Annotated in this window: 22 protein-coding genes and 1 tRNA gene; 12 read left to right on the forward strand and 11 right to left on the reverse strand. The window is 70.1% G+C overall.

What is annotated here, in order from left to right; all coding sequences use genetic code 11:
* The first annotated feature begins 83 nt into the window (after window positions 1-83).
* Window positions 84-2,045 carry a thioredoxin domain-containing protein gene (locus tag HS104_28765; protein MBE7483946.1) on the forward strand — a complete coding sequence of 654 codons (1,962 nt, stop codon included), beginning with the start codon at window positions 84-86 and terminating at the stop codon, window positions 2,043-2,045.
* 2 nt (window positions 2,046-2,047) lie between these two features.
* Entirely contained in the window at window positions 2,048-4,069 is a 2,022-nt protein-coding gene (locus HS104_28770; protein MBE7483947.1) for a thioredoxin domain-containing protein, read from the forward strand.
* Between the two features lie 10 nt (window positions 4,070-4,079).
* Here HS104_28770 and HS104_28775 read toward each other — a convergent pair whose 3' ends face one another.
* Window positions 4,080-6,251: a protein kinase gene (locus HS104_28775; GenBank protein MBE7483948.1), complete on the reverse strand. Its 2,172-nt coding sequence runs from the start codon at window positions 6,249-6,251 to the stop codon at window positions 4,080-4,082.
* Window positions 6,252-6,283: 32 nt separating this feature from the next.
* Window positions 6,284-7,696 carry a TIGR02266 family protein gene (locus HS104_28780; GenBank protein MBE7483949.1) on the reverse strand — a complete coding sequence of 471 codons (1,413 nt, stop codon included), beginning with the start codon at window positions 7,694-7,696 and terminating at the stop codon, window positions 6,284-6,286.
* 148 nt (window positions 7,697-7,844) lie between these two features.
* Here HS104_28780 and HS104_28785 point away from each other — a divergent pair, with 148 nt between their 5' ends.
* The gene (locus HS104_28785; GenBank protein ID MBE7483950.1) at window positions 7,845-8,180 is read left to right on the forward strand and encodes a PilZ domain-containing protein; all 336 of its coding nucleotides are present in this window, start codon (window positions 7,845-7,847) and stop codon (window positions 8,178-8,180) included.
* Window positions 8,181-8,187: 7 nt separating this feature from the next.
* On the opposite strand, the gene HS104_28790 is transcribed toward HS104_28785, so the two are convergent.
* Complete coding sequence (locus HS104_28790; protein MBE7483951.1) at window positions 8,188-9,192, reverse strand: esterase; 1,005 nt, start codon at window positions 9,190-9,192, stop codon at window positions 8,188-8,190.
* Entirely contained in the window at window positions 9,189-9,962 is a 774-nt protein-coding gene (gene gloB, locus HS104_28795; protein ID MBE7483952.1) for a hydroxyacylglutathione hydrolase, read from the reverse strand. Before gloB ends, HS104_28790 begins: the two co-directional genes overlap by 4 nt.
* A gap of 62 nt (window positions 9,963-10,024) precedes the next feature.
* Here gloB and HS104_28800 point away from each other — a divergent pair.
* Window positions 10,025-10,098: transfer RNA gene (locus HS104_28800), tRNA-Arg, on the forward strand.
* A gap of 35 nt (window positions 10,099-10,133) precedes the next feature.
* Here HS104_28800 and HS104_28805 read toward each other — a convergent pair.
* The 4 genes from HS104_28805 to HS104_28820 form a co-directional block, all read right to left on the reverse strand.
* Complete coding sequence (locus tag HS104_28805; protein ID MBE7483953.1) at window positions 10,134-10,691, reverse strand: hypothetical protein; 558 nt, start codon at window positions 10,689-10,691, stop codon at window positions 10,134-10,136.
* A 220-nt stretch (window positions 10,692-10,911) separates the two neighbouring features.
* Window positions 10,912-11,397, reverse strand: a complete 486-nt coding sequence (locus HS104_28810) for a hypothetical protein (GenBank protein ID MBE7483954.1) — start codon at window positions 11,395-11,397, stop codon at window positions 10,912-10,914.
* A gap of 2 nt (window positions 11,398-11,399) precedes the next feature.
* Window positions 11,400-12,431 (reverse strand): hypothetical protein, encoded by a 1,032-nt coding sequence (locus HS104_28815; GenBank protein MBE7483955.1) that lies wholly within the window; start codon window positions 12,429-12,431, stop codon window positions 11,400-11,402.
* A 3-nt stretch (window positions 12,432-12,434) separates the two neighbouring features.
* A complete protein-coding gene (locus HS104_28820; GenBank protein ID MBE7483956.1) occupies window positions 12,435-13,913 on the reverse strand; it encodes a serine/threonine protein kinase in 1,479 nt (492 codons plus the stop codon).
* Window positions 13,914-13,984: 71 nt separating this feature from the next.
* Here HS104_28820 and HS104_28825 point away from each other — a divergent pair, with 71 nt between their 5' ends.
* From HS104_28825 to HS104_28850, 6 genes are read left to right on the forward strand one after another with little or no spacing between them, the layout of a single operon-like run.
* Window positions 13,985-14,755, forward strand: coding sequence for a LamG domain-containing protein (locus tag HS104_28825; protein MBE7483957.1), 771 nt, complete (start codon window positions 13,985-13,987; stop codon window positions 14,753-14,755).
* A 2-nt stretch (window positions 14,756-14,757) separates the two neighbouring features.
* A complete protein-coding gene (locus HS104_28830) occupies window positions 14,758-15,186 on the forward strand; it encodes an acyl-CoA thioesterase (protein ID MBE7483958.1) in 429 nt (142 codons plus the stop codon).
* A complete protein-coding gene (locus HS104_28835; GenBank protein MBE7483959.1) occupies window positions 15,162-16,511 on the forward strand; it encodes an FAD-dependent oxidoreductase in 1,350 nt (449 codons plus the stop codon). The genes HS104_28830 and HS104_28835 overlap by 25 nt, the downstream gene beginning before the upstream one ends.
* Before the next feature lie 13 nt (window positions 16,512-16,524).
* The gene (locus HS104_28840) at window positions 16,525-17,478 is read left to right on the forward strand and encodes a hypothetical protein (GenBank protein MBE7483960.1); all 954 of its coding nucleotides are present in this window, start codon (window positions 16,525-16,527) and stop codon (window positions 17,476-17,478) included.
* Between the two features lie 41 nt (window positions 17,479-17,519).
* On the forward strand, window positions 17,520-17,732 hold the full coding sequence (locus HS104_28845; GenBank protein ID MBE7483961.1) for a TOBE domain-containing protein: 213 nt from the start codon (window positions 17,520-17,522) through the stop codon (window positions 17,730-17,732).
* 2 nt (window positions 17,733-17,734) lie between these two features.
* On the forward strand, window positions 17,735-18,151 hold the full coding sequence (locus tag HS104_28850) for a hypothetical protein (protein MBE7483962.1): 417 nt from the start codon (window positions 17,735-17,737) through the stop codon (window positions 18,149-18,151).
* A 319-nt stretch (window positions 18,152-18,470) separates the two neighbouring features.
* Here the strand turns inward: HS104_28850 and HS104_28855 are convergent, their stop codons facing one another.
* From HS104_28855 to HS104_28865, 3 genes are all read right to left on the reverse strand, one after another.
* A complete protein-coding gene (locus tag HS104_28855) occupies window positions 18,471-18,617 on the reverse strand; it encodes an MYXO-CTERM sorting domain-containing protein (protein MBE7483963.1) in 147 nt (48 codons plus the stop codon).
* A 338-nt stretch (window positions 18,618-18,955) separates the two neighbouring features.
* A complete protein-coding gene (locus HS104_28860) occupies window positions 18,956-20,536 on the reverse strand; it encodes a hypothetical protein (protein MBE7483964.1) in 1,581 nt (526 codons plus the stop codon).
* Window positions 20,533-21,540, reverse strand: coding sequence for a hypothetical protein (locus HS104_28865; GenBank protein ID MBE7483965.1), 1,008 nt, complete (start codon window positions 21,538-21,540; stop codon window positions 20,533-20,535). The genes HS104_28860 and HS104_28865 overlap by 4 nt, the downstream gene beginning before the upstream one ends.
* A gap of 149 nt (window positions 21,541-21,689) precedes the next feature.
* Between HS104_28865 and HS104_28870 the strand changes: the two genes are divergently transcribed.
* Together HS104_28870 and HS104_28875 are read left to right on the forward strand one after the other, a co-directional pair.
* Window positions 21,690-22,790 carry a hypothetical protein gene (locus tag HS104_28870; protein MBE7483966.1) on the forward strand — a complete coding sequence of 367 codons (1,101 nt, stop codon included), beginning with the start codon at window positions 21,690-21,692 and terminating at the stop codon, window positions 22,788-22,790.
* Window positions 22,791-22,897: 107 nt separating this feature from the next.
* A complete protein-coding gene (locus HS104_28875) occupies window positions 22,898-23,572 on the forward strand; it encodes a hypothetical protein (GenBank protein MBE7483967.1) in 675 nt (224 codons plus the stop codon).
* The last annotated feature ends 29 nt before the right edge of the window (window positions 23,573-23,601 follow it).

Here is a 23,601-nt window from a genome sequence, read left to right on the forward strand (position 1 = left end):
GCCGTCTCGGCTTCCGCCGAGCGCAGGCGTCCCCCGCGCGGCTCGGAGACTCGTTTCTCGAGGATTGTCTTCAGGAGATCGAAATGAACAAAGGAACAGCAATCGTAGGGTTCTTCCTCTGCTTTTTGGCAGGGATGGGCCTGATGTGGGGCATCGATCGCAGCAAGGGCGTCGCGATCAGTGCGGAGGGCGCCGAGGCCGGCTCTCTCGACCACAGTGCCTCGCCCATTCCCGTCACGAGCAAGGACCCGAGCTGGGGCAACGCGGACGCGCCGGTCACCATCGTGGAGATCAGCGACTTCCAGTGCCCGTTCTGCAGCCGCGTCGGACCGACGCTCAAGCAGATCAAGGACACCTACGGCCCGCAGAAGGTCCGCATCGTCTGGAAGCACCAGCCGCTGCCCTTCCACAAGGAGGCGCGTCCCGCCCACGAAGCGGCCGCCGCCGTCCACGCCATCGCGGGCAACGACGCCTTCTGGAAGTTCCACGACAGCGCCTTCGCGAACCAGCAGGCGCTCACCCCCGAGAACATCGACAAGTGGGCGCAGGCCGCCGGCGTCGACATGGCGAAGTTCAAGGAGGCCATGTCCTCCAAGAAGTACGCCGCCAAGGTCGATGAAGACATGGCGATGGCGAACAAGGTGGGCGCGACCGGCACCCCGGCGTTCCGCATCAACGGCGTCGCCGTCGTGGGCGCGCAGCCCTTCGAGAAGTTCAAGGAGGTCATCGACGCCCAGCTGGCCGAGGCGCAGAAGCTGGTCGCGGCCGGCACGCCCAAGGAGAAGGTGTACGTCGAGCTGACCAAGAAGAACGCCGCCGCGGGACCCGAGGCCGCGCGCCCCGCCGAGCCGGCGAAGCCGCAGCAGCCGCCGCCCGAGGACACCACCGTCTACAAGGTGAACATCGCCCCGGACGATCCGGTGCTCGGCCCGAAGGACGCGCTGGTCACCATCGTGATGTGGTCCGACTACCAGTGCCCGTTCTGCAAGCGCGTCGAGGACACGATGAAGCAGGTCGTGGACACCTACAAGAACGACGTGCGCGTGGTCTGGAAAGACAACGCGCTGCCGTTCCACCCGCGCGCCATCCCGGCCGCCTACGTCGCCACCGCGGCGTACAAAGCCAAGGGTGACAAGGGCTTCTGGGAGGCGCACCACGCGCTGTTCGAGAGCGCACCGAAGCTCGAGGACGCCGACCTCCAGGCCGTCGCCGAGAAGCTCGGCCTCTCCTGGGACACGATCAAGAAGGACATCGACGCCAAGAAGTACGCGGCCAAGATCGACGCCAGCATGGAGCAGGCGGCCGACCTCGACGCGCGCGGCACGCCGGCGTTCTTCATCAACGGTCGCAAGCTCAGCGGCGCGCAGCCCTTCGAGAGCTTCAAGAAGATCATCGACGCCGAGCTCGCCAAGGCCAAGGCGCTGGTCGACAAGGGCACGCCCAAGTCGAAGGTCTACGAAGAGATCATGAAGGAGGGCAAGGAGCCCCCGCCGCCGGAGAAGAAGGACGTCCCGCCGCCCGAAGCGGACAACGCCTACAAGGGTGGCAAGGACGCCAAGGTCGTGATCCAGCTCTGGAGCGACTACCAGTGCCCGTTCTGCAAGCGCGTCGAGCCGACGGTCACCGAGATCGAGAAGGAGTACGGCAACAAGGTCAAGATCGTCTGGCGTGACCTGCCGCTGCCGTTCCACCAGGAAGCGCCGGGAGCCGCGCAGGCCGCCCGCGAGGCGTACGCCCAGAAGGGCAACGCCGGTTTCTGGAAGTTCCACGAGAAGCTGTTCGAGGCCTCCGGGTCGCCGGACGGTCTGAAGCGCCCGGGCCTCGACAAGATCGCCCAGGAGCTCGGCCTGGACATGGCGAAGTTCAAGGACGCGATGGACAGCGGCAAGCACAAGGCCCGCGTCGAGAAGGACGCCGAGGTCGCCAACAAGGCGGGCGTGAGCGGCACCCCGTCGTTCGTCATCAACGGCTACTACATCAGCGGTGCGCAGCCGCTCACCGCCTTCAAGAAGGTGATCAACCGCGCGCTGAAGGAAGCCAAGTGACGATGAGCCGAGCAGCGCGAGCCTTCACCATCGTCGTGCTGGCGCTGCTCGGCGTCGCCTGCGGGGGGAGCTCCGGCTCTCCTCCGCGGGTGGCATCCAAGTCGACCGAGGTCGATCTAGCGAAAACGACGACTCCCGAGAGCGCCGCGCAGCGGGGTGAGAGCCAGGGCGCGTGGGCGAGGCCCACCACCGGCGGCGCCACCAGCCGCGACGTGCCAGTGGACGCGGGCGATGCCGTGTGGGGCGCGGGAGACGCGCCGGTCACGGTCGTCGTGTTCACGGATTTTCAGTGTCCCTTCTGCTCTCGAGCGCACCCGCGCGTCGAGCAGCTGATGCGCGAGTACGGCCCGCAGAAGCTCCGGGTCGTCTTCAAGCACAACCCGCTACCTTTCCACCAGGACGCGGTTCCGGCGGCTTTGGCGGCACAAGCCGTGTACGAGCTCTCGGGACCGGCAGCCTTCTTCGCCTACGTAGACCTGTTGTTCCGCGGCCAGGCGCAGCTGAGCGACGCCAACCTGCTCGCCTGGGCGGAGGAGGTCGGCGTGGACCGGAGCTCGCTCCTGCGCGTGGCGGCCTCGCGGGAGGTCCGCGCCAAGATCGACGCCGACGTCGCGCTGGCCAAGGCAGCGGGGCTGTCCGGGACGCCAGCGTTCCTGATCAACGGCTCGCGCCTGGTCGGCGCGCAGCCCTACGAGGAGTTCAAGCAGCGCGTGGACGGCGAGCTCGCCGCGGTCGGCGCCATGAAGGGGGTGGCTCGCGGCGAGGTGTACGCGGCTCGCGTGGCGGAGAACTTCAAGAAGCCCGAGCCCGATGAGGCGCCCCGCGCGAAGGCCCCAGCTCCGCCCGACACGACGGTGTGGAAGGTCCCCACCGGCAAGTCGCCGAGCATCGGCCCCGCCGACGCACTGGTCACGATCGTCGAGTTCTCCGACTACCAGTGCCCGTTCTGCAAGCGCGGTCAGGCGACGGTGGACGAGCTCCTGCGCCGCTACGCCGGCAAGGTGCGCGTGGTCTGGAAGCACCAACCGCTTCCGTTCCACCAGCGCGCCATGCCCGCGGCGGTCCTGGCCATGGAGGCCCGCGCGCAGCGGGGCGACAAGGGCTTCTGGGAGGCGACCAAGCTCTTGTTCCGATCGGCACCGAACCTGGAGGACGACGACCTCCTGGCCATCGCCCGGGAGATGAAGCTGAACGAGGCGCGGGTGAAGGCCGCGCTGGCGAAGGAGTCGCACAAGACGGCCATCCAGGCCGACATGGACCTCGCCGACGACGTCACCGCCCGAGGCACGCCCACCTTCTACGTCAACGGGCGCAAGCTCTCCGGCGCTCAGCCGCTCGAGAAGTTCCAGGAGCTGATCGACGAGCAGCTCGGCGTCGCGGAGGCCATGGTACGGGGCGGCACGCCTGCCGCGCGCCTGTACGGCGAGCTGATCAAGGACGGGCGCGCGGGCGAGCCCCTGGAGCTCGCCAAGACGACGCCCAGCGTGGGCAAAGGCAACCCCAGCAAGGGAGCCGCCAAGGCGGCGGTGACCGTCCAGCTCTTCTCGGACTTCCAGTGTCCGTTCTGCTCGCGGGTGCTGCCGACCGTGGCCCAGGTCGAGAAGCAGTACGCGGGCCGAGTCCGCATCGTCTGGCGGAACCTGCCGCTTTCGTTTCACCGCGAGGCCCGCCCCGCCGCCATGGCCGCGATGGAAGCCCACGCCCAGCAGGGCGACGCCGGCTTCTGGAAGATGCACGAGATCCTCTTCGCGAATCAGCGGAGCCTGGACCGCGCGGCTCTGGAGGGCTACGCGAAGAAGGCCGGGCTCGACATGCGAAAGTTCCGCGCGGCCCTCGACCAAGACGCCCACGAGAGCGCGATCAAGGCGGACGAAGCCGCGGCCAAGGCCGCCGGCGTGGACGGCACGCCGGCCTTCGTCATCAATGGCTACCACGTGAGCGGTGCGCAGCCCTTCGGCAAGCTGAAGAAGGTGATCGACCGAGCGCTGGAGGACGCGAAGCTCGGCAGGAAGCCGGGGCCCTGAGCTCGCCGGGTCAGGTCTTGCTGCGGGCTTTGACCGCCTCGACGGCCTCTTCGAGGCGCTTGTCCGAGCGCATGCACTCGTTGCAGTCCTCGTTGCCCTTCTTGCCGCAGCCGCTCTTCTTCTCGTAGCTTCTGAGCAGCGCCAGCGTGCGCTCGTCGCCCTGGTTCTTCGCCCGCAGGAGCAGCGCGTAGCGCTCGCGGCAGGTCTTGGCCTTCTCCAGCGCGACCAGCACGTTGAGCGCCGGCGTCGAGCGCTTCTGGAACGCTTCGCTGCCGAGCCAGCGATCGGCGCGCTGCCGGACCTCGCGGCGCACACCCTCCGTGGTCGCCAGATCGTGCATCATGTCCGCGCCTCGCGACCCCATCGGTCCTTCCAGGAGGGCGAAGGTGGCGTCCGTCGAGTCCTTGGCCTGCGCGGTGGTCCAGAGCACGCTCGCGACCTCGGGATTTTCGTTGATGCTGGGATCGACGCCCAGCGCCTTGCCGATGCTACCCACCGCGTCGGTGTGCTTCTTGTCGGCGACCTCGAGCTTGGCCGCGGCGAGCAGGACCCGCACGTCCTTCGGGTACTTGGCGGCGAGCTCGCTGAGCGCCGCCACACCGGCCTTCTTGGCCGCCGCGAGCTCGTCGTCGCTGGCCATCACGCCCGACTCCGCACCGCTCGCCGATGCCGAAGGCGTCGGGCCCGCGCCGGTTCCCGAAGCGGTCGCGGAGGGCGTAGTCGCGGCCTGCTTGCCCCGCCCGCCGCCGATCAGCGCGCCGAGGATCAGCACGAACACCAGCACGCCGCCGGCGAGCAGCGCCAGGGACGCGCCGAGCAGAGCTGGCGTGGGGACCTTCCCGAGCGGTTCCCGGACGGCCGGCGGCAGGCGCGGGCGTTGTGCGTCGATCCACTCGAAGGTGCCGGCCAGGCCGTGCTTCACCTTGTGGACGATGTCATCGACGGCCGCTCGGAACCGATCGGGCTGGGCGCCCCCGCGAGGCAGACCGGCGATGCTGGGGACGGAGGGCTCCTCGAGGTCCGCCTCCAGAGCATCCGGCGACGACACTCGCTGAAACGACTCCGGCGCCGGGATCAGCGCGATGCCCGGCGAAGACGCCGGGCCGAGCCCCGGAGACGAGGGCATGTGCCGCATCGCGTCCGGCGGAACCAGGACCGGAACCGGCTCGTCCAGGTCTGGGATGGTCTGCACGCGAAGGTTCACCGGCGACGACGGCGGTGAGCCGGCGGTCATGGTGAACAGTCGCGCGCCGCTCTGCGGGGCGGGCCCGAGCAGCGCGTCGATGGCCGCCACGACCTCGCCAGCGGTCTGCACGCGCTCGGAGGCTTCGCGCGCCAGGAGGTGCTGCAAGAGGTGCTCCACGGCGGGCGGCACGAACAAGCCCGGAACCCTGTCGCCGACGCTGGGCGGGTTCTTCGAGAGCTGCTGGCCCAGGATGCCGACGGGGCTCTTGCTGCTGAACGGGCGCACGCCCGCCAGCATTTCGTACAGCATCACGCCGAGCGCATACACGTCCGCGCGACCGTCCACGCTCTGTCCCAGCGCTTGCTCCGGCGCCATGTACTCGGGTGTCCCGAACACCATGCCCACCTTGGTGATGGGCTTGCCGGCTTTGCCGTCTGCGCCCTGCTCGCCGATGGGCACTTTGGCGATGCCGAAGTCGAGGACCTTCACGAAGTCCGGATCGCCGCCTTTTTCGACCAACATCACGTTCTCGGGCTTCAAATCCCGGTGAACGATGTCGAGCGCGTGAGCCGCTGCGAGCCCCGAGGCTATCTGCCGCGCGATGGACAGCGCACGCTCGATACCCATCGGGCCTTGTGCGATCTCGTCGCGCAGATTTCGCCCCTGGACGAACTCGAGCACCAGGAACACCGAGCCGTCGCTGAGCTTGCCGAAGTCGGTCGCCGCGGCGACGTTGGGGTGCTCGATGTTCGCGGCGGCCATCGCCTCGCGCTCGAAACGCGCGACGACCTCCGGGACGGCGGTCAGCTCGCGGTGCAGCACCTTCACCGCGAGCCGCTTGCGCATCATCACGTGCTCGGCCGCGTAGACCTTGCCCATTCCGCCTTCGCCCAACAGCGAGTCGAGGCGGTAGCGGTCCGAGAGGACCGTTCCGACGCGCTCGTCACTCGAGCCGCTCCCGGCGGAGTCCGAGCCTTCGGTGGGCGGAGGCGACATGCGAGACGGTTATTCTAGTCCCGCCGCAGGAATCAGTACGGGTTGTCGCTGGTGTTTGCGGGCGGCGGCGGCTTCGGCGCCACCACCGGCGGCGGCTTCGGCGCAGGCGGCGTCGGAGCGACTACCGGCGGCGGCTTCGGCGCAGGCGGCGTCGGAGCAACCACGGGCGGCGGCTTCGGCGCCACCACCGGCGGCGGCTTCGGGGCGGGCGGCGGCGCGGCGGTCTTCTCCGGCGGCGCCGCGGAAGGCTCGGGCTTGGCGCTCGCCGCGGGCTCTTCGGTGGGAGCGGCCGTCGCGGTCTCGGCCGGCGTGGGCTCCGGCTTCGGCTCCGCGGTCTTCTCCGGCGTCGCAGCGGTCGTCGGCTGCGGAGGAGGGGTCACCGGAGTCTCCGGCGCCTTCTCGCGCGTGAACATGAACACGGCGCCGGCGATCACGGCGACCGCGACCAGGAGCGCGACGGCCTTGCCGGCGCCGCCACCGCTGGCTTGCGCCTCCGGAACGACAGCCGGAGCGGGGCGAACGCTCGCCACGGGCTTGACGCTCTCCTTCTTCTCGACGCGCGATTCGGGCGGAGGCTCGGGCTCCGGCCGGACCGAGGGCTTCTTCTCTTCGGGCGCGGCGGCGGCCGGCGCCTCGCTCTTCGCGGCAGCCGGTGGCTCGCTGGGCGCCTTTGCGGCCGGCTTCTCCGAAGGCTTGGGCTCCGGCGCCGGCGCCTCGCCGACTTCGTCCATGGAACCGCCGGCCTCACGCAGCGCGTCCTTCAAGAGCTCCGCGGCCTGCTTCATGACGGTGCGATCCTCGGGCGGAGGCATGTCCTTCTCCGAGTCGGTCTTCGGGAAGAAGGAGGGCTCGTCCTTGGCGGCAGGCGCCGGCTCCGACGGCTTGGCGGGCGCGGTGGACTGCGACGCTGCGACCGCGCCGAGCCCGATCATGGTGGACTTGCGCTTCGGTCCCTCGGCAGCGGCGGCCTTGGCGGCTGCGACGGGAGCCGCGGAAGGAGCGGCCGCCGCCGGCTTGGCGGCCGGAGCCGCGGAAGGAGCGGCTGACGGCTTGGCTGCCGCGCCGCCTTCGGCCTCACCGGCCTCGAACGCCGCGCCACCTTCTCCGCGCCCCTTGACCAAGGTGTCGATGACCTTGGTGGATTCGTCGTCGATCTTGATGAACTTCACGCCCATCCCCGAGGGGCGCTCGGCGTCGTTGTCGGTGGATTCACGCTTCCAGACCACGCGCCCCACGCCCTGCATCACCTTCTTGTCCTCGGCGATCTTCACCTCGAACTTCAGCAGCGTTCCGGGCGGAAACGGCGAGGGGGTCTTGATGAACATGCCGCCGCGGCTGACGTCGTGGGAGTGGTGCTCGATGAACTCGTCGAGGGTCGCGCTCTTGTAGCGGACCGTCATCGTCAGCACCTTCGCGCGCGGGTCTTTTCGCGTGTCCTGGGACATTGAGCTCTCTTCCGTACTCTGACGCGCCGCTTCTCGGCGCGCTTTGGTTCCGGCCCGAAGCCGGCGTTGGGAACGCTATCCTACCCCCACCCGCGCGGCGACCCCAAGTCCATCACCGGGAGGGGCCGTGGTAGCGTGTGCGGAGAAGATGAGCGGACACGGCCATTTCCGAGGGCTCGCCCGCCAGCCGGTCCGGCTCACCGGGGCGCTCGGGGGCGCCGACGGGCTGTGGCGCCGCCCGGCGCGAATCATCGATCTGTCCCTGGGCGGCGCGCGCCTCGCGACCGACGCGGAGGTGCCGCCCGGGGCCGCCGTGCGCCTTTCGGTCGAGAGCCCGAACCGCTGGGACCCGCTCGAGCTGCCTGCGCGGGTGGCCTGGGCTCATAGCGGCGAAGGCGGGAGCGAGCTCGGCCTCTCCTTCGAGGCTTCCCCCGCCCTGATGCGCGGCCTGCTCGACCTCTTGGCTGCCGACCTCTACGAGTGAGCAGCAGTCACTCGATGGGGCCGCGACCACGCAGCGCCCGGTCGTGGAACAGCAGCATCTCGTAGACGCCCGGTCCGCGGTTGAACACGTAGTCGTGGGGCCCGGGCACGACCCGGAGCTCGTGCGAAATCCCGGCGTCCGTCAGCGCCTTGGAGATGTTCTTGTTCGCGCGCAGGAAGAAGTCACCGTCGCTGGTCAACAGCCGGATGGAGAGCTTCGGGTTCTTCTCCCGGGCCATCTTGGCGCGCCGGGCCAGCTCGGGCGCGTCCGCCGAGTCGAACGCCGCTTGCAGCGCGCCGACCGCGCCGAAGGCCTCCGCGCGCTCCAGGCCGATCAGCACCGAGGCGCGGCCGCCCAAGCTGACGCCGTCGATGCCCGTGGACCCGGCGGTGCCGAGCGCGGGGGTCTCGCGGTAGACGCGCGGCAACAGCTCATCGACCAAGAAGCGCCCGAACGGCAGCGCGGCGCTGAAGGGCTTGTCCCCAGCCAAGATGTCCGGTGTGTACGGACACACCACGACCAGGTCGCCGAACGGCGTCTCGCCGAGCGCGGCGTTCAGGCGCCCGAGACGCTCCGGAGCGGCTAGGTTCTCCAGATCTTTCGGGACCAGTGGCGGCGCGTGCAGGCGCTCGAGCGCCGTGGCCAAGCCGTAGTCGTCCACCCAACCGCGCGCGCCGTGGGCTGGCCCCTTGAACGCCTCGCCCCGGCCGTGCATGGCGATCAACACCGGAAAACGCTGGCCCTCGCGCCGCGGCGGCAGACGGACCACGACCTGCATCGCCCCGACGGGCGTCGAGTCGTAGACCCAGGTCAGCTCCCGCGCCGGGAGCAGCGGGGCGTTGGGAGGCACGCCGCTCTCGGGCCCGTCGCTGGGCGTGCTGCTCGCGCTCGGCGGCGCTGCCGCCGCGCTCGGAGCACGCTCGGCCGGCGCCGGCGGGTTGGCCCTGGCGCCGCAGCCGTCGCAGGCCACGAGCAGGAGCGCGAACCCGAGCGGCGCGCGCCGCGCCGTCACTTGAACGAGTCCTTCGCCGCCCGTATCGCCGCCAGCACCTCGATCGGGCTCGCGGCTCCCGAGAGCCGCTCCGCGACGCTCTTCTGGATCTCCTCGCTCTCGCAGCGCATGAACGGGTTCGTGCGCCGCTCCTCGCCGATGGTCGAAGGCACCGAGGGCTCGCCGCGCTCGCGCAGCACCGCGACACGCTCGGCCTTGGCGCGCACGTCGGCGTTGCTCGGCTCGACGTGCGCGGCGAAGCGCAGGTTCGACGCCGTGTACTCGTGCCCGCAGTACACCCGCGTCTCGTCCGGCAGCGCGCCGAGCTTCTCGTTCAGCGACTCGTACATCTGGGCCGGAGTGCCCTCGAAGAGCCGACCGCAGCCGGCGGCGAACAGTGTGTCCCCGGTGAACACAGCGTCGCCGGTCACGTAGGCCACCGCCCCCGAGGTGTGCCCCGGCACATGCAACGCCCGGAACGCGAGCCCGGCCGCTTCGAAGCTCTCGCCGTGGGTGAGCTTCGAGCTCAGGAGCGGGATGCGGCCGGCGTCCGAGCCGTGCCCGTACACCGGGAGCTCGCCGAAGGCCTGACACAGCTCCTCGTTGCCCCCGGTGTGGTCCCAGTGGTGGTGGGTGTTCAGGATCCCCGCGAGCTCGAGGCCGTGGGCGTCGAGCGCGCCTCTCACCGGCTCCGCCTCGCTCGGGTCGACCACGAGCGCGCGCCGGCTGCCCTCCGCGTGGATCAGGTAGGCGTAGTTGTCCTGGAGGCAGGGCACGATGATGACGCGCATTTCGCGGCCATCTTACCAGCATTGCCCCATCGCGCTGCCTGGGCTAAGCATGGCGCCCTTTTGCGCCCGTAGCTCAGCTGGATAGAGCGACGGCCTCCGGAGCCGTAGGTCAGAGGTTCGAATCCTCTCGGGCGCGCTGATTGCTTTCGCAATCATCGCCCCCTCCGCTGCTCAGCCTCCCTGCTTGCGGCGCTCGTCGAGCGTCGCCTCAATCTGCATCGCCATCAGCCTGTCCTTCGGACGGCCGAGTTTCCGCTTCACTTCGAGCAACCTCTCCAGAGTGAGGACACGCACCTCGACCCCTCCGAGATCGACGCTGGTGGTGTCTGCGATCACGTCGTCGTAGGTCGTCGCCTCTTCGATCGTTCCCAAGACGTCGAGCACGCCGTGCCGGGTCTCGAGCAGAAGGTGGCCAGGTCCTTCCAGGTGCGAGGCGTTCGGTCGGAGGCGTCGCGAATCCCCCCGGAACACCGCATCGAGCTCGGTCAATGCGCTCAGCAATCGCTGGACGTTCTCCGGTGACCGAGACCTGAGCACGTCGATGTCGCGTGTCACCACCGGGACGCCCCCGATCACGGCGGCCATGCCACCGACGACGACCATGTCCACCTGGTGCGCACGCAGCGTGCGGAGGATCTCCAGAAGCCTAGGCTCGGACATCGCGCGCGGCCCGGCCAGCCGCCTCCAACTTCTCGATGTCGGCGAGCAGCAGGTCGTGTGTCCGAACACGCTCGGCGGGGCTCATCGCCAGGACGTACCGCACGAGCGTGCGATCGACGCCATTCGCATCGTAATCCGGCTCCGGCACCAAGGGTCGTCGAGACGAATCGTCCACTAGCCGCAAACATAGCACGCAAGTGCTGACCGGCGACGGCTCGCCGACATGGCCGACTCGGTATGGCCCGGGGCGGGGACTGCGCAGAGTGCCTTCGCAGTCGCCCCCCACGACTCACTCGTCTTCGAACTCGATCACGTGGCGCAGGAACAGCTCGGACAAGATGCCGAGGGCCTCGACCTGAGGCAGACCCGACGCCTCCACGATGGTCGCGAGCGGGGTGAGGCCGTTCACGAGCTGGAGCAGATGAGTGGAGCGCTCGTCCCTCACGCGCTGCGGGAGGTCCTCCGCTTCGACGGAAAGCTGGGGGATCCGTCCCAGATCGCCGACCCGAGACAGGTACAGCTTGCGCAGCTCCACGTTGCACATCTCCAGACACTGCTGGGCGTCGTGGTTCTCCGGCTCGCGCTCCAGGATGCTCTGCGCGACCAGCTGCGCTCCCGCGTAGTCGTCGTGCCTCAGGCGCTCGTACATCACGTGCAGGCGCCCGCCTTCGATGTCGTCCTCCGGCACGAAGCTGATGCGCTCCTCGGGCTCGTCCACCTCGGTCACGACCGGGGGTGGCAGGGGCGGAGGTTGCGAGCGGTGACGCTGTTCCATGCTCAGAACGACCCGCTCACACCCAACCCGCCAGCGCGAGGACCGAGCACCGGCACGACCCGCGTGCGACGCGCGGACTTCTCGGGCGCCGAACCGCCGCTGCTCAGCAGGAGCACCACGCCCGCGCCCACGCCGACGGCGCCGACCGCGAAGCCGACGGTGGAGAAGGTCGCGGCGGTCTTGGCCTCGTCGCGGAGGTCGAGGCCCTTCTGGGTACAGCGGTTCGGATCGCTCTGTCCGATGGCCTCGCCGCAGTGGTCGTCGGACTCCTTCTTCTTCGAGAAGGTCGTGAGCCCGAAGTAGCTGCCGACGCCGACGCCCACCACGCCGACCCCGAGCGCGATCCAGCCGAGCGTGCTCCCGCCGCCGCCGGAGCTGGCCTTGGGCGCGGGTTTGTCCGCCGGTCCTTTCTCCGGTGCCGGCGCCTTGTCCGGCGCCGCGGCGGGCGCGACCTCCTCGGTCTCGAGCTCCGGAACCTCGAGCGTGGTCGTGCCCGCCGCGTCCTCGATCTGGAGCTGCTTCGTCCAGGTCTTCTTCCCGGGGGCCGACACCTTGATCTCCCGTGTGCCGGGGTCGATGGGCAGCGCCGTACCGAGCGCGCTCGCGCCGATCGCCGTGCCGTCGATCTCGAGCGTCGCGCCTTCGAGCCCCTTGGGCAGCTTGAAGCTCACCCGGGCCAGGCGCTTCGCCAGCTTCTCGGCTCGGGTGCGGGCGAGCTTCTCGCGCTCTCTGCTCTTTTCGCGCTTGGCGATGGCCGCGGCCTCGTTGAACTCCGCCCAGGCGCTGGCGGTCTTGCCTTGCTCGGCGTGGCACGTGGCGAGGTTCAACAGCGTGCCCAGGCGCTCGGAGAGCTTCAGGCTCTCGGCCAGCTTCGGGCAGGCTTCGTCCCACTTCTTCTCTTCCATCAGCTTCTTGGCGTCGTCGAACAGGGCGTCAGCGGCGGCCTTGTCCGCCGCCGACTCCGCGAGCGCGGCGGACGACAGCGAGAGAGAGAGGGCGGCGGCGCAGAGCTGGGCGGTGATCAGTCGGGACATGGGTCAGTAGCTGTCGCTCAGCAGATCTTCGGCGCGCTTGCCGGGACGGCCGGGCTTGACCGGTTTCTTCACGGGCTGAAGCGCCGGGGAGGCGCTCGCGCTCGGCGCGACAGGAGCACTGGCGACTGGCTCGGCGCTCGGTGCAGTCGCGACGGCGGTGGCGCTCGGGGAAGGCTCGACCGCTGGCGCGGCGCTCGGAGGCGGAGCGGGAACGGGGGGCGTGGCAGCAAGCGCTGAGACCGGCGCAGGCGAGCTCGGGTTCGAGCCAGCCAGGGCGAGCGCCAGCACGGCGCCCGCGCCCAAGAGCGCCAGCGCGCCCACTGCGACGAGCAACCCGCGGCGCTTTGGCCGAAACTCGGCGGCGGCGGCCTGCGTCACCGGCCCGACGGTGCCGACGGTCAGGTCGTCGGTCGCAGCTCGACGCTGCATCGGGCGCGTCAGCTCCTCCGCCGGCGGCGGTGGGCGCGGGAGCGGCGACGCGGGAGTGGGCGCGAGGGCGGCGGCGGGAACGCCGAGCTGGCCGCCCACGAGCAGCGCGGTGATGCGCTGCACGCTGGGCTGCGACGCCGGCGTACCGAACGGCGCAAGCGCCAAGGCGAGCTCGGCCACGTTGCGGTAGCGGCGCTCGCGATCGCGCTCCAGGCAGCGGTCGATCACCTGGCCAATTCCGTCGGGCACGTCGCTACGCGTCTCGCGGATGGGCGGCGGCACGTGCAAGAGGACCTTGCCGATGGTCTCGCCCATCGTGGTGCCGGCAAACGGGCTCCTGCCGTCGAGGAGCTGGTAGAGGATCACGCCGAGCGACCAGATGTCCGTGCGCGCGTCCACGTTCTTGGCGTTCTGCACCTGCTCCGGCGACATGTAGCGCGGGGAGCCCAGCATGGTGGCGGTCGCAGTCAGATCTTCCTCGGTGCTCTCGTCCGTTGCCATCAGCTTGCTGATGCCGAAGTCGAGCACCTTGACCTCGCGGGCGCGTCCCGGCTTCTGGCACAAGAAGAGGTTGCTCGGCTTGAGGTCGCGATGGACGATGCCGACGGCGTGCGCCTCGGCGATGCCCTCCAAGGCCTGGAGCAAGAGGTCCACGGTCTCCCCCACCGGCAGTCGGCCGCGGGTCTTGAGCTCGTGGCCCAGGTCGTGGCCGACCAGGTGCTCCATCACCATGTAGGGCGAGCCGTCGGGCAAGGTGCCGCAGTCGAAGACGCGACACACCCGCGTGGACTCGATGCACGCCGCAGCGCGTGCCTCGCGCAGGAAGCGCTCGACGCTCTGCGCGTGCTGCGCGTCCGAGAGCAGAAACTTGACGGCGTAGCGCTGGCCGAGCTGTACGTGCTCGGCGGCCACCACGACGCCCATGCCCCCGGCCGCCAGGATCTCGACCACGCGGTACTTGTCCGCGATGAGCTCGCCGACCTTCACCGGGGAGCGCTCCGCCGCGCTCTTCTTGGGCTTGCCGCCGGAGCCGGAGCCGTATCCCGAGGACATGGAGCCTTCAGGATAGCGGGCTCCGTCCCCTCCGCAAAGCGCCCGATTTCGCGGTATGCTCGGCGGTCAACGTGTCCATCCGCGCCCTTCTGTCTCTCGTCTCCGTCGCCTGGGCATCGCTCGGGTGCGCTCAAATCGCGGGGCTCGAGGATGGCGAGCTCGCCAGCGGAGCCAGCGGCAACGGCGGCGGTGGTGCGACAGCCAACGACAAGTACGGCAAAGAGGTGCTCGCTGACGGGCCCATCGCCTACTTCCGCTTGGACGAGCCCGCGGGTTCGTCCAGCGTCGCGGACTCCTCCGGCAACGGCAACACGGGCACGCCGACCAGCAAGGTCGTGCTCGGCGCGCCGGGCGCCATCGCCGGGAGCACGGCGGCCTCGTTCGACGGCGTGAGCAGCATCGACCTGGGCGACAAGTTCGGTTTCGCGGGGCAGGTCCCGATGAGCGTCGAAGCCTGGATCTGGCCGCTGGCCGACGACGGCGGCTTTCTGGGGAAGGGCTACTACGCCGACGGCACCGGCTACGACGGTTGGTTCCTCGCCGAGGGCGCCGACGATTTGCAGTGCGTCCGCGGCGGCGCGGGCGTGATCCTGCCGAAGCTCGGCAAGACCGAGTACACCCACGTGGTGATGACCTTCGACGGGCTGAACCTGACCACGTACTTGAACGGCAAGACGGCCAAGAGCACGCCTTCGACCACCTCCGTCATCGATCACGCGAACCCGACCCAGCTCGGCGCCGTCAACGAGTGGCAGTCGATGGTCGGGAGCCTGGACGAGGTCGCGTTCTACGACAAGGCGCTCTCTCCGGAGCGCATCGCCGCCCACTACGCAGCGAAGTGAGCATGAGCGGCGTCTTACCCGTGACGACCGAGCTCTCGGTCCTGTGGGGCGACATGGACGCCCTCGGCCACGTCAACAACGCCGTCTACGCGCGCTGGCTGGAGCAGGCGCGCATCGCCTATTTCGAGCGCGTGGGCTTGATCGGCGGCGGCACGGTCGGGCCGATCTTGGCCCGGCAGGCCATCGACTTCGTCGAGCCCGTCACCTACCCGGATCGGGTCGCCGTGTCGGTGGGAGTGTCGCGCATCGGGACGACCTCGCTCACGCTCGACTACGTCGCGACCAGCCAAGCTAAGCACGGCGCGGTGGTGATGAAGGCCCAGAGCGTGATCGTGGTCTTCGACTACGCGGCCGGGACCAAGACCCCCGTGAGCACCGAGCTCAGAGCGCGCATCGAGGGCCTCGCATGTACGACGCCGACTGCATCGTGATCGGAGCCGGCCTGGCCGGGCTCGCGGCTGCGCGCGAGCTCGCCGGGTGCCGCAAGAGCGTCTTGGTGCTGGAGGCCCGCGACCGCGTGGGCGGCCGCACCTGGAGCGGCGAGCTCGAGGGCGCCGAGGTGGACTGGGGCGGCGAGTGGATCGGAGAAGGGCAACCACGCATCCACGAGCTCGTCGAGTCGCTCGGGCTGGGCACTTTTCCGACCTGGGACACGGGCGAGAAGATCCTGGAGATGCGGGGCCGGGTCTCGACTTACTCCGGCACCATCCCGCGCATGGCCCCGTGGAAGCTCCTGCAGATCCAGCTGGCAATCTGGCTCCTCGATGCCCGGGCCCGGCGCTTGGACTTGGACGGGCCCTGGGAGCACCCACAGGCGGCCGACTGGGACTCGACCACGCTGGACGCGCTGCGCAGGAAGGTGATGTGGAGCGCCGACGCCCGCGCGGCGATGGACGCCGCGATGCGCACCATCTTCGGCGCCGAAGCGGGTGAGCTCTCGCTCCTGCACACGCTGGCCTACGTGCGCTCGGCGGGTGGGCTGGAGAAGCTCATCTCCACCGAAGGTGGCTTCCAGCATGAACGCATCCGCGGCGGCGCGCAGGCCATAGCGCTCGCGCTGGCGGCGGAGCTCGGTCCCGAGCGCCTGAGGCTCGGCACGCCGGTCGCCCGAGTGGCTCGCGACGACGGTGGCGTCACGATCGAGAGCCAGGGCGGGGAGCGCTTCCGCGCCCAGCGCGCCGTCGTGGCCGTGCCACTGCCGCTGTGTGCCCGCATCGACTTCGTGCCCCGACTCCCCGCGCTGCGCGAGCAGCTCGTCCAGCGCTCGCCCATGGGCGCTGCGGTCAAGTGCTTCGTGCGCTACGAGCGCGCGTTCTGGCGCGAGCGCGGGCTGTCGGGGGAGGCCGCCAGCGGCGACGGTCCCATCTCCGTCACCTTCGACCAGTCGAGCGAGGACGGGAGTCAGCCGTGCCTCCTGGCCTTCGTGGGCGGGCGGCCCGCACGCAGCTGGCACCGAGAGGGCGAGGCCGAGCGCAAACGCGTGGTCTTGGACAAGCTGGCGCGATACTTCGGAGACGAGGCCCGAAAGCCCGTCGCCTACGCCGAGGCCGACTGGACCCAGGAACGCTGGAGCGGCGGCGGACCCATCGCGCTGTTTCCGCCCGGGACCCTGCTGTGCCACGGGGCGGCGCTGCGCGAGCCGATCGATCGCTTGCATTGGGCCGGCACCGAGACGGCGCGCCACTGCATGGGCTTCATGGAGGGCGCAGTGGAGTCCGGGCAGCGAGCTGCGGCCGAGGTCGTTGCCGCGTTGTGATAGCCTGGCGGACATGGGGCTCGACGACATCGCAGCGACACTCGCCGACACGCAGCGCATCGGTCTGAACGAAGAGCTGGTGAAGAAGCTGGGCATCGTCAGCGTGGAAGCCACGCGGGGGCGGCTGATGGCGCAGATGGAGGGCGACGGCTCGCACCTGGGCGTGTACCTGCTCTCGACCTACGTGGTGGACGACACCGACTTCTGGGGCGACGGCGAGATCTACTGGTGGACGATCCCGGTCCTGACCCGCACGGGTGGCAGCGTGCGCCGCGAGCCGCTGGCCGGCATCCCCACCGGCGCGCCACCCCACAAGGTCGGCTCGCTCGAGTGGATGACCAACATCTCGCTCGCGAACCCCACGCTCCTGGCGGTGATCCCGCCGGAGGACGACGTCGAGTCGTGCGTGCTCCGCGTGGCATTCTACGACGACGACGGCGCCGCCGCGGATCTGCCCAAGGCCATCACCGCAGGCCTCGAGGCCTACGCCGAGATCTCCTCGGCGAGCCTGACCGGCGCCGAGCAGATCATCCGCCCGGTGCGCGACGCCATCTACAAGAGCCTCCGCGCCGAACAAGACGACATCTTGGTGGACCAGGACGTGACCTTGCGACGCGGCGAGGTCGTGCGCTTCGGCCGCGGCATGATCGGCTCGGTGATCAACGCCATGGCGCGCGTGTACTACTTCGTGAAAGACGAGGCGAAGACCGAGCAGTTCGGGCCGATCGCGCTGCACAAGGGGCAGATCGAGACGGTGAAGTTCAAGCAGAAGCTCGCCGGCGGCGGGCGCCTGGCGTTGTTCGCGCGCGGCGCCGACGTGTCGTGCCAGGCCTTCGGCGACCTGACCACCGACCTGCCCTTCCAGAACCGCGTCATCGACACCCGCCAGGAAGCGAGCCTGGAGCAGGGCTTCAGCGTGGCGGGCACGGGCGCCGCCAAGCTGATCGCCTTTTACACGCCGCCCTGACCAGGCTTGCGTCCCCCGGCGCGCTTGGGCAAGACCGACGCATGAAATACGGCGCGCGCAACACCATCTCCGGTAAGGTCATCGGCATCAAGAAAGGCGCGCTGATGTGCCAGGTGGACGTCGCCATCGGCGGCGGCAACCGCATGAGCTCGGTCATGACCATCGACTCGATGAAGGAGCTCGGCCTGAAGAAGGGCTCGACCGTCACGGTGGTGGTCAAGGCCGTGAACGTGCTCCTGGCCCGCGAGAGCTGAGCGTGCGCGCTCGCTGGGCTGGCGCGCTCTGGGAGCTCCCGCAGTCGGCGCTCGGTGCGCTGAACCTGGGCGCTCAACGCCTCCTCGGCAACGTCGAGTCTGCGGAGTCGCGCCACGGGCGCCTGTTCGTGAAGCTCCGGGGCGCCGGCGCCGTGTCGCTCGGCTACTTCGTGTTCTGGAGCACCAGAGACACCGCGTTCGTACGCGTCAACCCGGACAACGACCGACACGAGTGGGGACACGCGCGGCAGTCGCGCCTGCTCGGTCCGCTCTACCTGCTCGTGGTCGGCGTGCCGTCGTCGCTTCGGGCGCTCTACGCGGTGGCGCAGTGGCCGGTCACCCGCCGGCCGTGGGAGGGCTACTACGACGGCTTCCCGGAGAGTTGGGCGGACCGCCTGGGTGGCGTGAAGCGGCGCTAGCCATCCCGCAGACTCCCGCGGACATCCCGTGCGTCGCAGCCCCTTGCGATGCTCGAAACGTCCATCCCGCGGACATCCCGTGCGTCGCAGCCCCCTGCGACGCTCGAAACGTCCATCCCGCGGACATCCCGTGCGTCGCAGCCCCTTGCGATGCTCGAAACGTCCATCCCGCGGACATCCCGTGCGTCGCAGCGCCCTGCGACGCTCGAAACGTCCATCCCGCGGACATCCCGTGCGTCGCAGCGCCCTGCGATGCTCGAGGCGTCCAAACGCGCATCGCAGCGCATTCAACCCGCGCTGCCGCGTGGCGCTTCACGCTTCAGCGTTCGCGCCGGCGCAGCCGCGCGACCGCCAGGCCGAGCGCACCCGCGAGCGCCCACCACGGCGTCGGCTGGGGCCGCGTCGCGACGGAGCAGCCGGAGTCGTCGCCGGAGCCGTTGCCCAGGCTGCCGTTGCCCGCGGACATCCCGTGCGTCGCAGCGCCCTGCGATGCTCGAAACGTCCATCCCGCGGACATCCCGTGCGTCGCAGCCCCTTGCGATGCTCGAAACGTCCATCCCGCGGACATCCCGTGCGTCGCAGCCCCTCGCGATGCTCGAAACGTCCATCCCGCGGACATCCCGTGCGTCGCAGCCCCTTGCGATGCTCGAAACGTCCATCCCGCGGACATCCCGTGCGTCGCAGCGCCCTGCGACGCTCGAAACGTCCATCCCGCGGACATCCCGTGCGTCGCAGCGCCCTGCGCTGCGCGAGGCGTCCAAACGCGCATCGCAGCGCATTCAACCCGCGCTGCCGCGTGGCGCTTCACGCTTCAGCGTTCGCGCCGGCGCAGCCGCGCGACCGCCAGGCCGAGCGCACCCGCGAGCGCCCACCACGGCGTCGGCTGGGGCCGCGTCGCGACGGAGCAGCCGGAGTCGTCGCCGGAGCCGTTGCCCAGGCTGCCGTTGCCCCCGCTCGGGGCGCCGCCGCTCCCGGGCGCGCCGCCCACGTTCGGCGTGCCGCCCGCGCTGCCGCCGGCCCCGCGCCCGCGCTGCCGGAGAAGCCGGCGCCGCCGGCCGCGCCGCTCGCGCCGCCCTGGCCCGCGTCCGCCGGATCGCCGCCGGCGTCGGGCTTCGGCGCCACGCCGGAGTCCGGCGCACCGCCGCCGCACTTGCCGGAGGGCATGCAGTACTTCTCCCCGCCGCCGATGTCCGCGCAGCAGCCGCCCGGGAACTGCCCGCAGTCGCCGGCGCTCGCGCAGGGCTTGCTGCAGAAGCTCGAGGTCGAGGTGTAGAGGCAGGTATCCACGCCCAGGTTCGGGTTGCAGAACGGCAGGCTCTTGTTGCCCGGGTAGGAGCAGGCGTCACCCGCGCCGCCCTCGAACTGGTACTGCTTGGGGCCCGCGCCGCAGGCCTGGCCGCTCGACGGCGCGAAATTCACCGTGAGCGTGAACGCGCCGCTGAGCGAGGTGCCGGACTTCGCGAAGGTGTCCGCGACCACGTAGTAGGTGCCGCAGTCCAGGTTCTTGGTGAAGCTGGAGTCGTGCCGTGCGACGCAGTCGTTGGTGTTCATCGAGGTGTACAGGTGCACGTCGATGTCCACGCCCACGTCGTCCTGCACGGTCACGCTGAGCGTGCCGGGCTTGGTCAGCGTGAGCTCGTAGATGTACTCGGGACCGGACTCGGGGACGCTGGGGTCGGCGCCGCAGCCGTCGAGCACGTCGGAGGGTGACTGCGCCGTGTTGCGCGAATCCACGAAGGGGAAGCTCGAGATGACGATGGGTTTCTCGGTCGTCCCGGAGGGATCGTCTGCCGTGGTGCCGGTGATCTTCGTGTAGCGGCGCGGGATGTAGCCGTCCAGCCACGACCAGCCCGGGAGGCTGTAGTGCACGTTGTAGAAGACCGACTCGTACAGCGCCGGCTCGCCGCTGCCGAGCAGGTGGCTGTACATGGCCATGTGGTTGCCGGCGTCGTTGAAGATGTCGCCGGGCAAGAGCTGCGCCTTGCTGATGGCCGTGGAGATCTGATCCACGCTCGAGGTGGTGTAGTGCCCGGAGCTCCAGGCTTGGCTGACGAAACCCGAGCAGTCCACGCCCGAGGTGCAGCTCAGGATGCCGTCCGCCGGGTACGAGCCGGCGCCGTAGCCCTGGGCGATCTGCTGGTCGAACGTGAAGAGCGACATGTGCCCGCCCCAGTCGTAGGGCAGCCCCATGTAGTCGCCGGGGGCGTACACGCTGGTGTACGCGCCGTTGCACGAGGCCTTGGTGTTGGCGCTGGTTGCGGTCCAGGGGTGGAAGGCGAACGCCTTGGCCTTGATCAAGACCTCCGTGCGCGTGATGGCGGAGGCGCTGGACGAGACGGCGAGGCCGAGACCGAGCGCGGCGAGCAGCAGGCCGGTCCGCTTCATGGAGACACCTCCTTCCCCAGCACCGCGACGCTGGTGACGGTGAGCCCCTTCTCCGTCGGGTGGATGAACGCCAGCCGACCGGCGCCGAAGGCGACCTCCGTGCGCGGGACGTACAGGCCCGGTGCGGGCAGCGCCTCGTCGAAGACCACCGTGCCGGTAGCGACGTCCACGCAACTCGCGCGGCGGCTCACCGAGAGCGCCGGCGCCGAGCTGACGCTCTCGCTCTTCAGACACACGACGTTGCCCTGGCCACCGACGACGCGCGCCGCCGTCGGCGCGCCGGGCAGCGGGATCTCCTTCTCGATCTCGCTGCGTGCGGCCTCGTCCGCGGGCTGGGAGACGAGCACCAGCGACGCCCCCGCGTCGGTGGCCCGCACCGCGACGCCGCGGCCGTCGGCGAGCTGGTACGCGCCTTCGCGCTTGGTGCGCAGGGCCACCGGCAGCGGCAGCGGCGCCGACGGGCTGCCGAGCTCGATCACTTCCTGGTAGCCGGTGCGCAGGCGTACGCGGCGTGAGATCCCGATGTCGAAGCCGACGCCGTCGCGGAGCTCGCGCGGCACGAGGAGCTCACCCAGGCTCTTGCCGTCGGCGTCGAACACGGAGGCCCTCGCGCGGAGCGGGCTGAACGCCAGCCAGGTGCCGTCCGTGCCGGCCGCGAGGTCCTCGGAGTCCACGCTCACGGTCGCCACGCCGCGGAGCGGCGACACGGCGTCCAGCGACACCACGCGCCCAGCCAGGCGGTCGAGCACCAGCGGGCGACCGTCGCTCGTCACCGCGACGGCGTTCGGACCTTGGACGACGCTCTCCGGGACGCTGGGCGTGCGTCGAAACTGATCCTGGCCCTGCCCCCAGGCGAAGCTGCGCTCGAAGCGCTGCCCCAGCACCGGCGCGCTCTCGATGCGGCCCTCGGAGGCGCGCAGCGTCTCGGACTCTCGCGAGCCCGCGCACGCCGCCGCCAGCGCCACAGTGCCCACCGCGATCCACCAGCATCGATCGATTCTCATCGCGTCCAGCCCTTCGCTCGCCACTCGGAGCGTGCGCGCTCTAGCACGAGCGGAGCGCCCAGAAAACCGCGGAGAATGGGCGCATGTGAGCCCGGCGCGAGCGCACGTGCGTCTCGCTTGATACTCTGCGCCCACTCGAGAGGTGAGTGATGAAGGTTCTCGCAACGCTGGGCCTGGCGGTCGGAGCAGTGGCGCTGGTCGCCATCGCGTGCGGCGGAGACGACGGAGGCAGCGGAGCAGGCACGGGAGGTCAGAGCTCCGGCGGCACCGGCGCCGGGGGCTCGGGCGGTGGCAACACCGGCGGCAGCGGCGCGCTCGACTCCTGCGGCAACGCCAACGGTCAGCTCTTCCCGCCGGGCTCCATCTGGAACACGCCCGTGGACACCGCCCCGCTCGACTCCGAGTCGGCCGCGGTCATCGACTACCTCCAGCAGAACCACACCGCCGCCGCGAAGTTCCAGATCGACTTCTCGATCAAGGTGCTGATGGCGGACGCCTCGACGCCGCACAAGCCCTTCACGCAGACCGGCGACTTCTACAGCCCCGACTGCGATCCCGCGCCGCCGCCCGTGCCGGCAGTCGGCTCGCTGGAAGGCGAGAGCGGCTACGAGTGCGCCAGCGACGGCGACTGCCACCTGATCGTGATCGACAAGGACGAGTGTCGGCTGTTCGAGATGTGGCGCGCCAACATCACCTCGAGCGCCTTCGAGGGCGGCTGCCAGGCCATCTGGGATCTGAAGACCGTGTACCCGCCGAGCATGCGCGGCGACTACTGCACCAGCGCCGACGCCGCGGGCTTGCCCATCGCGGCGCACCTGTTCTCGGCGGACGAGGTCCAGGCCGGCGCCATCGAGCACGCGATCCGCTTCATCCTGCCGAACTCCCTCATGCGCGCGGACATCTACGTGCACCCCGCCACCCACTCCACCGGCGCCACCAGCGGCCCCGCGTCCGCCCCGCCCTACGGCGCCCGCATGCGCCTGAAGGCCTCCGCCGACATCAGCGGGCTCAACCCCGCCGCGCAGGTCGTGGCGAAGGCGCTGAAGAAGTACGGCATGATCCTGTCGGACGGCGGCAATCTGACGTTCACCGGCATGGCGGACGACTACACCAGCGCGAAGTGGAGCCAGGTGGGGCTGACCGCGCAGGATCTGAAGTCGCTGCAATGGAGCGACTTCGAGATGGTGGACGGTGGCCAGCGCATCAACTGGCAAGACGGTGACTGCGCCCACGTGCCGATCACCCAGTAGCTGGCACGCGCGTTGCTGAACGAGCCTCGGTGGTGATGAAATCGTCGTCGCCGCCGGATCCACCTGTCAGCCAATGGCACAGCCTGTGCCGACCCCAGGAGCCCTCCGTGTCACCTGCCCGCCGCTACCGCGCACCCTTCGTGGTGACCCTCTCCGTCGCCTCCACCCTCGCCGCTTGCGGCGGATCGACCAGCAGCGACTCGAGCGGTACGGGCGGCTCCGGCGGCTCCGGCAACGTCAGCGGCTCCGGCGGCTCCGGCAACGTCGGCGGCTCCGGAGGCAACCCGGCGAAGTGCCCGGCCTCGTTTCCGCAGAACGAGACGAGCTGCGATCTGCCGAGCGGCACGAGCTGCAACTACGACCAGGGCGACTGCTGCCCGCCGTGGGAGGCGCAGTGTCTGAACGGCAAGTGGCAGGGCTTCGCCAGCTCGTGCAACCCGCCTCCGCCCATGCCTTGCCCCGAGTCGCCGCCGCCGGCAGGTGCGCCCTGTGGGTCGCGCGAGCCGTGCAGCAATCCGTACCAGTATTGCACCTACGGCAAGTGCATGGACGGCAGCCCGCACACCATCGCTCAATGCAGCGGCGGTGTGTGGGACGTGCAGTACTCGAACTGCACGCTTCCCCCGTGCGAGGGACTGAGCGCGTGTGATTGCTTCGATCGCGCCGACTGCCAGGCGGTGAGCGACAGTTGCATCTGCCCCTGCGACTACAACTGCCCGGGCAAGCCGCCCTGCGTGTGCGCCTGCGGCGGCGGCAACTACCTCGGCTGCAAGGCAAACTGAACTTTGCCAAAAGGGCTTCGATGGCGTAG

The organism is Polyangiaceae bacterium (assembly GCA_015075635.1).
Taxonomy (GTDB): domain Bacteria; phylum Myxococcota_A; class Polyangia; order Polyangiales; family Polyangiaceae; genus JADJKB01.

Bases quoted from the DNA above. Each gene is read 5' to 3' on its own strand.
- HS104_28870 (MBE7483966.1), top strand. From the start codon at position 21,690: ATGAAGGTTCTCGCAACGCTGGGCCTGGCGGTCGGAGCAGTGGCGCTG.
- HS104_28765 (MBE7483946.1), top strand. From the start codon at position 84: ATGAACAAAGGAACAGCAATCGTAGGGTTCTTCCTCTGCTTTTTGGCA.
- HS104_28785 (MBE7483950.1), top strand. From the start codon at position 7,845: ATGAGCGGACACGGCCATTTCCGAGGGCTCGCCCGCCAGCCGGTCCGG.
- HS104_28830 (MBE7483958.1), top strand. From the start codon at position 14,758: ATGAGCGGCGTCTTACCCGTGACGACCGAGCTCTCGGTCCTGTGGGGC.
- HS104_28845 (MBE7483961.1), top strand. From the start codon at position 17,520: ATGAAATACGGCGCGCGCAACACCATCTCCGGTAAGGTCATCGGCATC.
- HS104_28865 (MBE7483965.1), bottom strand. From the start codon at position 21,540: ATGAGAATCGATCGATGCTGGTGGATCGCGGTGGGCACTGTGGCGCTG.
- HS104_28860 (MBE7483964.1), bottom strand. From the start codon at position 20,536: ATGAAGCGGACCGGCCTGCTGCTCGCCGCGCTCGGTCTCGGCCTCGCC.
- HS104_28770 (MBE7483947.1), top strand. From the start codon at position 2,048: ATGAGCCGAGCAGCGCGAGCCTTCACCATCGTCGTGCTGGCGCTGCTC.
- HS104_28840 (MBE7483960.1), top strand. From the start codon at position 16,525: ATGGGGCTCGACGACATCGCAGCGACACTCGCCGACACGCAGCGCATC.
- HS104_28835 (MBE7483959.1), top strand. From the start codon at position 15,162: ATGTACGACGCCGACTGCATCGTGATCGGAGCCGGCCTGGCCGGGCTC.
- gloB (MBE7483952.1), bottom strand. From the start codon at position 9,962: ATGCGCGTCATCATCGTGCCCTGCCTCCAGGACAACTACGCCTACCTG.
- HS104_28855 (MBE7483963.1), bottom strand. From the start codon at position 18,617: ATGTCCGCGGGCAACGGCAGCCTGGGCAACGGCTCCGGCGACGACTCC.
- HS104_28780 (MBE7483949.1), bottom strand. From the start codon at position 7,696: ATGTCCCAGGACACGCGAAAAGACCCGCGCGCGAAGGTGCTGACGATG.
- HS104_28810 (MBE7483954.1), bottom strand. From the start codon at position 11,397: ATGGAACAGCGTCACCGCTCGCAACCTCCGCCCCTGCCACCCCCGGTC.
- HS104_28815 (MBE7483955.1), bottom strand. From the start codon at position 12,431: ATGTCCCGACTGATCACCGCCCAGCTCTGCGCCGCCGCCCTCTCTCTC.
- HS104_28820 (MBE7483956.1), bottom strand. From the start codon at position 13,913: ATGTCCTCGGGATACGGCTCCGGCTCCGGCGGCAAGCCCAAGAAGAGC.
- HS104_28775 (MBE7483948.1), bottom strand. From the start codon at position 6,251: ATGTCGCCTCCGCCCACCGAAGGCTCGGACTCCGCCGGGAGCGGCTCG.